Here is an 11924-nt window from a genome sequence, read left to right on the forward strand (position 1 = left end):
CCGTTATTTCCTTAACGTGGTGTTCAACCTTTGTTCAAGCGAGGTGAGGATGTTTTGCAGGGTAGTGTTCACCTCATCGTCGTTAAGAGTGCGCGATGGATGCTGCCAGGTCAAGCCGACGGCCAGGCTTTTTCTATCAGGATCAATGCCTTTACCTTGGTAGACATCAAACAGCCTGAGGTCTGTGAGCCATTCGCCTGCATTGTCACGAATTAATTCAAGCACCGCGCTAGAAGCTACATCACGTCCTGCGATCAAGGCCAGGTCACGACGGGTTTCTGGGAACTTGGACAGTTCGCTGAACTTTGGCAGGCGGCCTTCGACCACGTCGCCCAACACCAGCTCGAACAGGAACACTGGGCGGTCCAGGTCCAGGGCTTTGGCAAGCTCCGGGTGGATGGCGCCGAGGTAGCCGACTGGCTTGCCGTCGCGCTCGATGAGGGCGGTCTGGCCTGGGTGCAGGGCGGGGTGTTTGCCGGCGCTGAAGGTGAAGTCGCTCAGGGCGCCGGAATAGCCCAGCAGGGCTTCGACGTCGGCTTTGACGTCGAAGAAGTCGATGCCGTCGCGGCCGTTCGCCCAGCCTTCTGGCAGGCGGCTGCCGGTGACGACGCCGGCGATCATCGGCTGCTGCTCGAGGTTACCGAGCTGGCCGACGAAGCGCAGGCCGCTTTCGAACAGGCGGACGCGGTCTTGCTGGCGATTGAGGTTGTGCTGCAGCGCCTTGACCAGGCCCGGCCACAGGGACGCGCGCATGGCGGCCATGTCGCTGGAGATCGGGTTGGCCAGCAGCAGTGGCTCGACGCCAGGGCTGAACAGCTCGAACAGTTTCGGGTCGATGAAGCTGTAGGTGATGGCTTCCTGGTAGCCACGGGCAACCAGCAGGCGGCGCAGGTTCGGCAGGTCACCGCGGGTTTCCGGCTTGCCCTGGGGCGCGAGGCGCGCTTGTGGGTAGCGGACCGGCAGGTTGTTGTAGCCGTACAGGCGGGCCAGCTCTTCGATCAGGTCGACTTCCAGGCTGATGTCAAAGCGGTGGCTTGGGACGTTGACGGTCCACTGCCCTGCCCCATTGGCCGTGGTGGTCAGCTCCAAGGCGTTGAGCAGTTGCTCGACCTGGGCTGGGTCCATCTGCATGCCGAGCATCTGGGTGATGCGTTCGGCGCGCAGGGTCACCGGGGCGACCTGCGGCAGGTGCTGTTCGCTGACGGCCTCGACGATCGGGCCGGCTTCGCCGCCGACGGTTTCCAGGATCAGCGCGGTGGCGCGCTCCATGGCTTCGCGGGCCAGCTGCGAGTCGACGCCGCGCTCGTAGCGGTGCGAGGCGTCGGTGTGCAGGCCGTAGGAACGGGCCTTGCCGGCAACGGAGATCGGCTCGAAGAAGGCGCTTTCGAGGAACAGGTCGCGGGTTTTCTCGGTATTGACGCCGCTGTGCTCGCCACCCATGACGCCGGCAATGGCCAAAGCGCGGGTGTGATCGGCGATAACCAGGGTGTCGGCGCGCAGGGCAACTTCCTGGCCGTCGAGCAGGACGAGCTTCTCGCCCTCTTCGGCCATGCGCACGCGGATGCCGCCGTTGATTTCGGCAAGGTCGAAGGCGTGCATCGGCTGACCGAGCTCGAGCATCACGTAGTTGGTGATGTCGACGGCGGCATCGATGCTGCGCACGTCACTGCGGCGCAGGCGTTCGACCATCCACAGTGGGGTCGGCCTGGACAGGTCGACGTTGCGGATGACGCGGCCCAGGTAGCGTGGGCAGGCAGCCGGGGCGGACACTTCGACCGGGCGCACTTCGTCGTGGGCAGCCGGCACGGCTGGCACTACCGGGCGGGTGACCGGGACGTTGTACAGCGCGCTGACGTCGCGGGCCAGGCCGGCCAGGGACAGGCAGTCACCGCGGTTCGGGGTCAGGCCGATTTCGATGCTGGCATCGTCCAGGCTCAGGTACTGGCGAATGTCCTGGCCAACCGGGGCATCGGCAGCCAGTTCGAGCAGGCCGTCGTTTTCTTCGCTGATCTGCAGCTCAGCCGCCGAGCACAGCATGCCGAACGACTCGACGCCGCGCAGCTTGGCCTTCTTGATCTTGAAGTCGCCTGGCAGTTCGGCGCCGATCATGGCGAACGGGATCTTGATGCCCGGGCGCGCATTGGGGGCGCCGCACACCACCTGGAAGGTTTCCTGGCCGTTGCTGACCTGGCAGACGCGCAGCTTGTCGGCGTCCGGGTGTTGTTCGGTGGCGAGGATTTCGCCCACGACGATGCCGCTGAACTGGCCGGCAGCGGGGGTCACGCTGTCGACTTCAAGGCCGGCCATGGACAGGCGGGCGACCAGTTCGTCACGGGAGACTTGCGGGTTTACCCAACCGCGCAGCCACTGTTCACTGAATTTCATGCTGTTCTCCTGAAAGTTGCGTCGGGCATTGACCTAGCGGAATTGCGCGAGGAAGCGCAGGTCGTTGTCGAAGAACAGACGCAAATCGTTGACGCCATAGCGCAGCATGGCCAGGCGCTCGGCGCCCATGCCGAAGGCGAAGCCCTGGAACTCTTCAGGGTCGATGCCGGACATGCGCAGCACGTTCGGGTGGACCATGCCGCAGCCCATGACTTCGAGCCAGCCGGTCTGCTTGCACACGCGGCAGCCGTTGCCGGAACACATCACGCACTGGATATCGACTTCGGCGGACGGCTCGGTGAAGGGGAAGAACGACGGGCGGAAGCGCACGGCCAGTTCTTTTTCGAAGAACACGCGCAGGAATTCTTCGATGGTGCCCTTGAGGTCGGCAAAGTTGATATCGCGATCGATCAGCAGGCCTTCGACCTGGTGGAACATCGGCGAGTGGGTGATATCCGAGTCGCAGCGGTAGACGCGGCCAGGGCAGACAATGCGGATGGGCGGCTGGGTGGACTCCATGGTCCGCACCTGCACCGGCGAGGTGTGGGTGCGCAGCAGCATGTTGGCATTGAAATAGAAGGTGTCGTGCATCGCCCGGGCCGGGTGGTGGCCGGGGATATTGAGCGCCTCGAAGTTGTGGTAGTCGTCTTCGACCTCTGGGCCTTCGGCGATGCCGTAGCCGATGTGGGTGAAGAACTGCTCGATGCGCTCGAGTGTACGGGTAATCGGGTGCAGGCCACCGGTGGTCTGGCCACGGCCTGGCAGGGTGACGTCAATGCATTCGGCAGCCAGGCGAGCGCTGAGCTCGGCTTCTTCAAAGGCGGCCTTGCGTGCGTTGAGCACCACGGTGACGCGTTCCTTGGCGTCGTTGATCAGCGCGCCGACTTTCGGCCGCTCTTCGGCTGGCAGGTTGCCCAGGGTCTTCATCACCTGGGTCAGCTCGCCTTTCTTGCCGAGATATTGAACCCGGATCTGTTCCAGGGCATTGATGTCTTCAGCGCGCTCTACGGCCTCAAGGGCTTGGGAGACCAGCGCATCCAGGTTTTCCATGTACAGACTCCAGATACGAAAATAGGGGAAGAGCTTTGAAGGCTCTTCCCCTATCGATGACGTTCAATGCCCGACGGCGCAAGCGCCGCCGGGTGATTGTCGCGGGTACTTAAGCCAGAACGGCTTTAGCTTTCTCGACAATCGCAGCAAACGCCGCTTTTTCGTTCACTGCCAGATCGGCCAGAACCTTACGGTCGATTTCGATCGACGCTTTTTTCAGGCCAGCAATCAGACGGCTGTAAGACAGACCGTTGTTGCGTGCACCAGCGTTGATACGAGCGATCCACAGTGCGCGGAACTGACGCTTCTTCTGGCGACGGTCACGGTAGGCGTATTGACCGGCCTTGATGACAGCCTGCTTGGCAACACGGAATACGCGCGAACGTGCACCGTAGTAACCTTTAGCCAGTTTCAGAATTTTTTTGTGACGCTTACGAGCGATAACGCCGCGCTTTACACGAGCCATGAGTAACTTCCTCTATCTTTGACCAGAATTAACGAACGCGCAGCATGCGCGCGACTTTCGCGACGTCAGACGGGTGCAGCATGCTGCTACCACGCAGTTGACGCTTACGCTTGGTCGACATTTTGGTCAGGATGTGGCTCTTGAAAGCGTGCTTGTGCTTGAAGCCGGTAGCCGTTTTCAGGAAACGCTTCGCAGCACCGCTTTTGGTTTTCATTTTTGGCATGTTGGAACTCCGCATTCGATAAAATTACACATAATCATCAGGCCTGCCGTGCCCGGGAGATTACTTCTTTTTCTTGGGGGCGATGACCATCATAAGCTGGCGTCCTTCCATCTTAGGATGCTGCTCAACGGTGCCGTATTCGGCGAGGTCAGCTTCGACCCGCTTCAACAGCTCCATGCCCAGCTCCTGGTGGGCCATCTCACGACCACGGAATCTCAGAGAGATTTTGGCCTTGTCCCCATCGGTAAGGAAACGTACCAGGTTGCGTAGTTTTACCTGGTAATCCCCATCCTCCGTCCCTGGACGAAACTTGATTTCTTTGATCTGGATGATCTTCTGGTTCTTCTTCGCCGCAGCCTGCTGCTTTTTCTTCTCGAAGAGGCTTTTGCCGTAGTCGAGGACCTTGCAGACAGGAGGTACGGCGTCGGCAGAAATTTCTACCAGATCCAGCTTCGCTTCTTCAGCGATACGAAGCGCTTCGTGGATCGAGACGATGCCCAGCTGCTCACCGTCAGCACCGATTAAGCGAACCTCTTGAGCCGAGATATTCTCGTTGATCGGGGCCTTCGGTGCAGCACGTTTATCGTTTCTCATTTCACGCTTAATAGTCATTACTCCGATTCTTGGCGACCACGCCGGGAAACCGCTTGTGTCAGCAGCTCAGCAAATTGCGCGACGGGCATGGAGCCCAGGTCTGCGCCTTCGCGAGTACGCACAGCGACGGTTTGCGTTTCGACTTCGCGATCCCCTATAACCAAAAGGTACGGGACCTTGAGCAAAGTATGCTCGCGGATTTTAAAGCCGATCTTCTCATTTCTCAAGTCCGACTTGGCACGGAAACCGCTACCGTTCAGAGATTTCTCTACCTGAAGGGCGAAATCGGCCTGTTTGTCGGTGATGTTCATGATCACCGCCTGGGTCGGCGCCAGCCAAGCCGGGAACACGCCAGCATAGTGCTCGATGAGCATGCCGATGAAGCGTTCGAACGAGCCGAGAATGGCGCGGTGCAGCATGACCGGGCGCTTACGGCTGTTATCTTCGGCGATGTAGCTGGCATCCAGACGCTCTGGGAGGTTCGGATCGTACTGCAGGGTACCACACTGCCAGTTACGGCCGAGGCAGTCGCGCAGGGTAAATTCGATTTTCGGGCCGTAGAAGGCGCCCTCGCCCGGTTGATATTCCCACTCCAGGCCCGATTCATTCAAGGCATCGGCCAGTGCACCTTCGGCACGGTCCCACAGCTCTTCAGAGCCCACACGCTTGGCTGGGCGGGTCGACAGCTTCATGGCGATGTCGCTGAAACCGAAGTCTTTGTAGACGTCCAGGGTCAGCTTGATGAAGTCGGCGGCTTCTTTCTTCACCTGGTCTTCGGTGCAGAAGATGTGCGCGTCGTCCTGGGTAAAGCCACGCACACGCATGATGCCGTGCAGGGCGCCGGACGGCTCGTTACGGTGGCAGGCACCGAACTCGGCCAGGCGCATCGGCAGGTCGCGGTACGACTTCAGGCCCTGGTTGAACACCTGCACGTGGCACGGGCAGTTCATCGGCTTGACCGCGTAGTCGCGGTTTTCCGACGAAGTGGTGAACATGTTCTCGGCGTAGTTGGACCAGTGGCCGGAACGCTCCCAGAGAATACGGTCAACGACCTGCGGGGTCTTGATCTCGAGGTAGTTGTTGTCGCGCTGGACCTTGCGCATGTACTGCTCGAGCACCTGATAGACGGTCCAGCCGTCCGGGTGCCAGAACACCATGCCCGGGGCTTCTTCCTGCAGGTGGAAGAGGTCGAGCTGCTTGCCGATCTTGCGGTGGTCGCGTTTTTCGGCTTCTTCGATGCGCTGGATGTAAGCAGCCAGCTGCTTCTTGTCAGCCCAGGCGGTGCCGTAGACGCGTTGCAGCTGCTCGTTCTTGGCATCGCCGCGCCAGTAGGCGCCGGACAGCTTGGTCAGCTTGAATGCCTTGAGGAAGCGCGTATTCGGCACGTGCGGGCCGCGGCACATGTCGACGTATTCTTCGTGGTAGTACAGGCCCATGGCCTGTTCGTCCGGCATGTCTTCGACCAGGCGCAGCTTGTAGTCTTCGCCACGGGCCTTGAACACGTCGATGACTTCGGCGCGCGGGGTCATCTTCTTGACGACGTCGTAGTCCTTCTCGATCAGCTGCAGCATGCGCTTTTCGATGGCGGCCATGTCTTCTGGGGTGAAGGGGCGCTCATAGGCGATGTCGTAATAGAAGCCTTCGTCGATTACCGGGCCGATCACCATCTTGGCGGTCGGGTACAGCTGCTTCACTGCGTGGCCGATCAGGTGGGCGCACGAGTGACGGATGATCTCCAGTCCCTCTTCATCTTTAGGGGTGATGATCTGCAGGGTGGCGTCGTGAGTGATCAGGTCGCTAGCGTCGACCAGCTTGCCGTCAACCTTGCCGGCCAGGGTGGCCTTGGCCAGGCCTGCACCAATGGAGGCTGCGACTTCGGCTACGGATACGGCGTGATCAAACGAGCGTTGACTGCCATCGGGAAGAGTAATAGTGGGCATGGCGCCTCCTCTCCTAGTGGTGACCCCTACCAAAGGTCACGTGGGTTGGGATGAGCCAGTACAAGATCCGCGCTGTCTTTCTCAAGAGAAAGCCTGCCTCACAGTGGCAGAAGCCTTTCGGCTTACCAGGGGCGAACCAGAGTGACTGGAAAGTAAGAAATAGCTGCAGGCCGCGGCTGCGGGACTGCAAGCCGAGCATGCTAGCACGCGGGGTTGGGCGCTATGCAGAAATATTTGGAAATTACACCGCGGAGGTGAACTTCCGCGGAAAATTCCCTATCAGACTTTGGGAAGCATCCTACTCTTGATGAGACCTAAACCAAGGAGTGTCTGGTTATGAGATTTCCGTCTCTTCTGGCCCTGAGCGTTGCTGGCGCCCTGCTACTACCTGTGGCCGCCAATGCGGGTGAATTCCCGGCTGGCGCGAAGCAAAACTACATGACCCAGTGCACCGAGGCCGCCACCGGCCAGGGCCTGGACGCCAAATCGGCGCAGCAGCACTGCACCTGCGGCGCAACCGCTATCGAAAAGAATTTCAGCACTGAGGAAATCAAGGACCTGGACAGCAAGGATGGCGTTGACGCTGCACTGATGCAGAAGGCACAGAAGGTCGTACAGCAAGCGTGCATGAAGGGCTGAAACCATAAAGCCGGGGGTTCGCCACCCAGCGTTTGCGCTGGATCAACATTTGGCGAAGGTAAAAGGCGCTAGATGCGCAGAATTAGACTATGATGTGTCCGGTGCATCGAAGCCTCGGCAACATCGCACTACTGAAAAATATCAAATCTGGAGATTCACCCCATGTCCAATCGCCAAACCGGCACCGTTAAATGGTTCAATGATGAGAAAGGCTTCGGCTTCATCACCCCACAAGGCGGCGGCGACGACCTGTTCGTACACTTCAAGGCCATCGAATCTGACGGCTTCAAGAGCCTGAAAGAAGGCCAGACTGTTTCCTTCGTAGCCGAAAAAGGCCAGAAGGGCATGCAGGCTGCACAGGTTCGTCCGGAGTAATTCGGGTAGCTGTAAAAAAACCCGCCCTGGTGGCGGGTTTTTTTATGGGGTTTGCAAAGGCTCAACCACAGTTGACGCGCGTGACCACACCTTGCTCGTCCACATTCAGGTTCAGGCGTTCGGAGCGGTACTCCAGCGTCACCACGTCATGCGGCTTGAGGATACGTGCCATCTGCGAGCCACTGGCCTTGCGCGCCTGCTCCAGAAGCTCTGCACTGCCCGGCTTGCCGATGGCGAAATCGGCGCCGCTGGCCTCACAACGGCCGTCGTTGCCTGCTGGCGCGGCAGGGGCGCCACCACCAGAGTTGCCACCTGTACTGCAACCAGCCAGGACAGCAGCCACCGCCAGGGTTGCCAGGTAAGCACGGGTACGGAACATGAATCCTCCTAAAATCGATCTGGGCACTGTCTGATCCGACAGCTGCACGCATAGTTTGTTGCAGAACCGCACAAGTCTGCCTGAACACGCCCAAGGAGGCGAAATGCAATCGTGACCGGATTTTGCACAATGGGCTTGGTTTGCTGCGCAAAGCTTTTTATTCTTAAGTCGCAGAGTCATTGACGCAACGGCATGATTTACTGCAAAAAGTGGAGCGCACCGTGCCTCCGCCGAACACCAGGGTCCGGTGTTCGCCCTTCCGTCCCAGGCCCCCAGTGAGAGCCTTTCATGAGCAGCCACAGCATCGACGCCGATATAAAGGTCAAATGGGCCGAGGGCCAGAGCGCCTACAGCCCCAGCACACCGGAAGAGTTGCTACTGATTGCCATCGACCTGCTGGTACGCGATCGCGGCAGTGAAGCGGCGCGCAGCTTCATCGACCAGGTGCTCGAACGCTTCGCACCGCATCCGGCTATTGCAATCGAGCCAGGCGCACGCTGAGCAGGTCGAACACGCCCTGGGCGTCACCCTCCTCCACCCACATCACGTTGGCGGGCTGTTTGAGCACGCCATACCAGTCGGCGATGGTCTGCCCGAAGGTCGGGCCTTCGCGGCTGTCGATGGCCAGGTGAATGCGCCGGCCACTGAACAGTTCGGGCTTCAGCAGGTAGGCAATGACGCTGGCGTCGTGCACCGGCCCGCCGGGCATGCCGTACAGGTCCATGTCATGGGTAATGTAGGCGTTGAGAATGTCCACCACACGCTGGCTGGCCCGGTTGTTCACCGCTGCAAGCTGTTTGAGGCGTGCCTCGCTGGTGAGCAGTTTGTGGGTGACGTCCAGCGGCAGGTAGGTCAGCGGCACGCCACTGGCCAGCACCACCTCGGCGGCATGCGGGTCGGCGTAGAGGTTGAATTCTGCGGCGGGGGTGATATTGCCGCCATTGAAGTGGGCGCCGCCCATGACCACCACCTCTTTGATGCCTTTGGCGATTTCCGGGCGCTGGATGAGTGCCAGGGCCAGGTTGGTCTGCGGGCCGAGCATGGCGATGGTAATGCTGTTGGGCTTGGCGGCGCCGAGGGTGTCGACCAGGTACTGCACGGCATTGCCCTGGGCCAGGGGCTTTTTCGGCTCATGCACCGGAACGCCGGTCAGGCCTTCTTCGCCATGGACCTCGGCGGCGTAAATGGGGGCGCGCACCAGCGGGCGCCCTGCCCCGGCGTAGACGGGGATGTCTTCGCGGCCAGCCCATTCGCGGGCCAGGCGGGCGTTGCGTGAGGTTTTGTCGAGGCGCACGTTGCCGGCCACCGTGGTAATGGCGCGGATGTTCAGCTCATCGGGCGAGGCCATGGCCAGGAACAGCGCGACCACGTCGTCAGCGCCGGGGTCGGTGTCGATGATCAGGTCGCGTGGTGCGGCCTGGAGGGTGGTGGTGGCAGCTACAGCCATGAAAGTGAGTCCTTGTAGCAGGGGTTTGAGCATGAGGCACTCCTGTTGCCTTGGGGTATTTACCGGGTTTTGTAGGCGCGGCGATGCGCTCAGAACGTAACGCCTGAGATCAAAGCAATGTTGCTGTACGGCTGGCACTCCCCCGTGCGCACCACGGCCCGCGCGCTGCGTGAGAGCACTTTGAAATCTTCATGGGGCATCCATTCCCGTTTGCCCAACTTGGCGCGCAAGCGCTCGATTTCCACCAGCCCGGGCGGCACCACTTTCTGCATTTCCTCGGCCAGCACATGCCGCTCCACCTGCAACTCGCTCAGCACCACGCGCAAGACACTGGCGAAATCCGGTATGCCCGGGGTCAACGCCAGGTCGATCAGCTCAACGCCCGGCGGCACCGGCAACCCGGCATCGCCGATCACCAGAATGTCGCCATGCCCCAACCCCGCAATGACCCGTGACAGGGCGACATTCAGCAGCGCGGTCTTCTTCATGGCTGCAGCTGCGCAAGGTAAGGGATCGACGGCTGCGCCCCGGCGCGAGTGACCGACAAGGCCGCGGCGCGCTGGCCGAGCGCGATTGCCTCGCCCTCCTCCAGCCCGCACACCAGGGCGGCAGCAAAGCCACCGATGAAGGTGTCGCCTGCCGCCGTGGTGTCCAGCGGTTGCACGGTGGGCGCGGGAAAGTGCCGATGGCCCTGTTCGGTCACCAGCAAGGCGCCTTGGGCGCCGAGGGTGATGATCACTTTGCCAGCCCCCAGTTGCAGCAGCCGTTCGCCGGCGCGCCGGGCACTGGCCTGGTCGCTGACGGCGATCCCGGTCAGGGCTTCGGCCTCGCTTTCGTTGGGCGCCAGGTAATCGATATGAGCGAACCATGCCGGTGGCAACGGCCCGGTGGCGGGTGCCGGGTTAAGAATGACCTGCTTACCCAGCTCACGCCCCCTCGCCAACGTCCAGGCTACGGTGTCGTAGGGCACCTCCAGCTGGCAGATGATAACCTCGGCCGCTTGCAGCAGCGCGTCGAAGCGCTGCACCGCCTGCGGTGTCAGCAAACCATTGCCGCCAGGGATGATGACAATGCAATTCTGGCTGGCGGCATCGACGGTGATCAGCGCCACACCACTGGAAACCCCTTCGCACACGCTCACTGCCTGGCAGTCGATACCTTCTACTTCCAGCGCCTTGCGCAGTTGCTGGCCGTAGGCGTCGTCGCCCACGTTGCCGATCATCGCCACGCTGCCGCCCAGCCGCGCCACCGCCACCGCCTGGTTGGCACCCTTGCCGCCGGGCACGGTGAAAAAGGCCTCGCCGGGCAGGGTCTCACCGGCCCGTGGCAGGCGCTGGGCGCGGGCCACCAGGTCCATGTTGAGGCTACCGACCACCACTACCTTGGCATGCATGGGAATTCCTTAGCGGTAATCATTGAACAGGTCCGGGCGTGGCCCGGTGGACTCGCGCTGCACGATGCGCGGGGCGACGATGCGCTGCTCCGCCGAGCCTTGCCGAGGCGTGGCGATGCGTGAAAGCAGCAACGCAGCAGCGTTTTCGCCCAGCTCGCGGATCGACTGGCCCACGGTAGTCAGCGGCGGGTACACGTAGCGGCTAAGCTCGATGTCATCGAAGCCGATCACCGACAGCTCGCCCGGTACGTTGATATTGCGCTCGGCCGCAGCGCGCAGCACGCCAAAGCCGATCATGTCGTTGCCGGCAAAAATCGCCGTAGGCCGGTTGCCATCCAGCAACTGTGCAGCCGCCCCGTGGCCGCCCGGGCTGGTGAAGTCGCAATGCAGCACGCGGCTCGCCCCCACCGCTGCGCCCGCCTCGCCCATGGCGCGACGGAAACCGGCCAGGCGCAGTTGGCTGACGCCGGTTTCGGCCGGGCCGCCGATGTAGGCGATGTCGCGATGGCCAAGCTCAAGCAGGTGGCGGGTGGCGAGGTAGGCGCCGTGCTCGTGGTCGATGCGTACCAGGTCGGCGTCGACGCCATCCAGCTCACGGTCGACGATGACCATCGGCGTGCGCACGCAGGCCAGGCTGTGCAGCAGATCGCTGTCCTCGCCCACGGACGCCACCACCAGGCCGTCGATACGTTTTTCCAGCAGCACACGCAGGTAGCTGCGCTGCTTTTGCGGGTTGTCGTCGGAGTTGCACAGGATCACGCAGTAGCCGTTACGCTCGCAGGCGTCTTCGATGCCTCGTGCCAGTTCGGCGAAATACGGGTTCACGCTGTTGGGCACCAGCAAACCGATGGTGGCGGTGCTGCGCGCCTTGAGCGAACGCGCCACGGCACTGGGCACGTAGTCGAGTTCGACGATGGCGGCCTCGACCTTCAGGCGCACCTGTTCACTGACGGGACGAGTCTTGTTCAGTACATGGGACACGGTGGTGTAGGAAATACCCGCCAGTGCCGCGACGTCTTTAATGGTTGCCATG

Annotated in this window: 14 protein-coding genes; 3 read left to right on the top strand and 11 right to left on the bottom strand. The window is 61.5% G+C overall.

Translation table 11 applies throughout. The features are described from left to right. Nucleotides 1–3: 3 nt before the first annotated feature. The 6 genes from pheT to thrS all read right to left on the bottom strand — a co-directional run bounded on the left by pheT (nt 4) and on the right by thrS (nt 6658). Nucleotides 4–2385, bottom strand: coding sequence for a phenylalanine--tRNA ligase subunit beta (pheT, locus tag DJ563_RS11315; protein ID WP_434519544.1), 2382 nt, complete (start codon nt 2383–2385; stop codon nt 4–6). 33 nt (nt 2386–2418) lie between these two features. After that, nucleotides 2419–3435, bottom strand: coding sequence for a phenylalanine--tRNA ligase subunit alpha (gene pheS / locus DJ563_RS11320; protein ID WP_047581971.1), 1017 nt, complete (start codon nt 3433–3435; stop codon nt 2419–2421). A gap of 109 nt (nt 3436–3544) precedes the next feature. Further along, nucleotides 3545–3901: a 50S ribosomal protein L20 gene (rplT, locus tag DJ563_RS11325; protein WP_009394046.1), complete on the bottom strand. Its 357-nt coding sequence runs from the start codon at nt 3899–3901 to the stop codon at nt 3545–3547. 28 nt (nt 3902–3929) lie between these two features. Further along, nucleotides 3930–4124, bottom strand: a complete 195-nt coding sequence (gene rpmI / locus DJ563_RS11330; RefSeq protein ID WP_028696462.1) for a 50S ribosomal protein L35 — start codon at nt 4122–4124, stop codon at nt 3930–3932. 60 nt (nt 4125–4184) lie between these two features. Further along, nucleotides 4185–4736, bottom strand: a complete 552-nt coding sequence (infC, locus tag DJ563_RS11335; RefSeq protein ID WP_177326478.1) for a translation initiation factor IF-3 — start codon at nt 4734–4736, stop codon at nt 4185–4187. Next, complete coding sequence (thrS, locus tag DJ563_RS11340) at nt 4736–6658, bottom strand: threonine--tRNA ligase (protein ID WP_033696945.1); 1923 nt, start codon at nt 6656–6658, stop codon at nt 4736–4738. The genes infC and thrS overlap by 1 nt, the downstream gene beginning before the upstream one ends. Before the next feature lie 336 nt (nt 6659–6994). On the opposite strand from thrS, the gene DJ563_RS11345 reads away from it, so the two are divergent. Together DJ563_RS11345 and DJ563_RS11350 are read left to right on the top strand one after the other, a co-directional pair. Beyond that, the gene (locus tag DJ563_RS11345) at nt 6995–7297 is read left to right on the top strand and encodes a hypothetical protein (protein ID WP_033696944.1); all 303 of its coding nucleotides are present in this window, start codon (nt 6995–6997) and stop codon (nt 7295–7297) included. A 162-nt stretch (nt 7298–7459) separates the two neighbouring features. After that, complete coding sequence (locus tag DJ563_RS11350; RefSeq protein WP_003179963.1) at nt 7460–7672, top strand: cold-shock protein; 213 nt, start codon at nt 7460–7462, stop codon at nt 7670–7672. Between the two features lie 61 nt (nt 7673–7733). Here DJ563_RS11350 and DJ563_RS11355 read toward each other — a convergent pair whose 3' ends face one another. Continuing rightward, a complete protein-coding gene (locus tag DJ563_RS11355) occupies nt 7734–8051 on the bottom strand; it encodes an I78 family peptidase inhibitor (protein ID WP_033696942.1) in 318 nt (105 codons plus the stop codon). 288 nt (nt 8052–8339) lie between these two features. On the opposite strand from DJ563_RS11355, the gene DJ563_RS11360 reads away from it, so the two are divergent. Beyond that, nucleotides 8340–8552 (top strand): hypothetical protein, encoded by a 213-nt coding sequence (locus DJ563_RS11360; protein WP_033696941.1) that lies wholly within the window; start codon nt 8340–8342, stop codon nt 8550–8552. Here DJ563_RS11360 and DJ563_RS11365 read toward each other — a convergent pair. Genes DJ563_RS11365 through DJ563_RS11380 form a run of 4 tightly spaced genes read right to left on the bottom strand, consistent with a single transcriptional unit; the run spans nt 8524 to nt 11923 of the window. Further along, nucleotides 8524–9531 carry a nucleoside hydrolase gene (locus tag DJ563_RS11365; RefSeq protein ID WP_274099161.1) on the bottom strand — a complete coding sequence of 336 codons (1008 nt, stop codon included), beginning with the start codon at nt 9529–9531 and terminating at the stop codon, nt 8524–8526. The genes DJ563_RS11360 and DJ563_RS11365 overlap by 29 nt on opposite strands. Before the next feature lie 56 nt (nt 9532–9587). Then, nucleotides 9588–9986, bottom strand: a complete 399-nt coding sequence (rbsD, locus tag DJ563_RS11370) for a D-ribose pyranase (RefSeq protein ID WP_434519545.1) — start codon at nt 9984–9986, stop codon at nt 9588–9590. Then, nucleotides 9983–10891, bottom strand: a complete 909-nt coding sequence (rbsK, locus tag DJ563_RS11375; protein WP_274099160.1) for a ribokinase — start codon at nt 10889–10891, stop codon at nt 9983–9985. Before rbsK ends, rbsD begins: the two co-directional genes overlap by 4 nt. A gap of 9 nt (nt 10892–10900) precedes the next feature. After that, nucleotides 10901–11923, bottom strand: a complete 1023-nt coding sequence (locus DJ563_RS11380; RefSeq protein WP_274099159.1) for a LacI family DNA-binding transcriptional regulator — start codon at nt 11921–11923, stop codon at nt 10901–10903. Between the last annotated feature and the right edge of the window lies 1 nt (nt 11924).

The sequence above is a fragment of the Pseudomonas sp. NFX1 genome, assembly GCF_051123555.1.
In the GTDB taxonomy this organism is placed as follows: Bacteria; Pseudomonadota; Gammaproteobacteria; order Pseudomonadales; family Pseudomonadaceae; genus Aquipseudomonas; species Aquipseudomonas capeferrum.

What these genes read in the sequence shown, in the direction of transcription:
- DJ563_RS11350 (WP_003179963.1), top strand. Translation starts at nt 7,460, where the DNA reads ATGTCCAATCGCCAAACCGGCACCGTTAAATGGTTCAATGATGAGAAA.
- DJ563_RS11365 (WP_274099161.1), bottom strand. Translation starts at nt 9,531, where the DNA reads ATGCTCAAACCCCTGCTACAAGGACTCACTTTCATGGCTGTAGCTGCC.
- rpmI (WP_028696462.1), bottom strand. Translation starts at nt 4,124, where the DNA reads ATGCCAAAAATGAAAACCAAAAGCGGTGCTGCGAAGCGTTTCCTGAAA.
- DJ563_RS11345 (WP_033696944.1), top strand. Translation starts at nt 6,995, where the DNA reads ATGAGATTTCCGTCTCTTCTGGCCCTGAGCGTTGCTGGCGCCCTGCTA.
- thrS (WP_033696945.1), bottom strand. Translation starts at nt 6,658, where the DNA reads ATGCCCACTATTACTCTTCCCGATGGCAGTCAACGCTCGTTTGATCAC.
- DJ563_RS11355 (WP_033696942.1), bottom strand. Translation starts at nt 8,051, where the DNA reads ATGTTCCGTACCCGTGCTTACCTGGCAACCCTGGCGGTGGCTGCTGTC.
- rbsK (WP_274099160.1), bottom strand. Translation starts at nt 10,891, where the DNA reads ATGCATGCCAAGGTAGTGGTGGTCGGTAGCCTCAACATGGACCTGGTG.
- pheT (WP_434519544.1), bottom strand. Translation starts at nt 2,385, where the DNA reads ATGAAATTCAGTGAACAGTGGCTGCGCGGTTGGGTAAACCCGCAAGTC.
- DJ563_RS11380 (WP_274099159.1), bottom strand. Translation starts at nt 11,923, where the DNA reads ATGGCAACCATTAAAGACGTCGCGGCACTGGCGGGTATTTCCTACACC.
- DJ563_RS11360 (WP_033696941.1), top strand. Translation starts at nt 8,340, where the DNA reads ATGAGCAGCCACAGCATCGACGCCGATATAAAGGTCAAATGGGCCGAG.
- rbsD (WP_434519545.1), bottom strand. Translation starts at nt 9,986, where the DNA reads ATGAAGAAGACCGCGCTGCTGAATGTCGCCCTGTCACGGGTCATTGCG.
- rplT (WP_009394046.1), bottom strand. Translation starts at nt 3,901, where the DNA reads ATGGCTCGTGTAAAGCGCGGCGTTATCGCTCGTAAGCGTCACAAAAAA.
- pheS (WP_047581971.1), bottom strand. Translation starts at nt 3,435, where the DNA reads ATGGAAAACCTGGATGCGCTGGTCTCCCAAGCCCTTGAGGCCGTAGAG.
- infC (WP_177326478.1), bottom strand. Translation starts at nt 4,736, where the DNA reads ATGACTATTAAGCGTGAAATGAGAAACGATAAACGTGCTGCACCGAAG.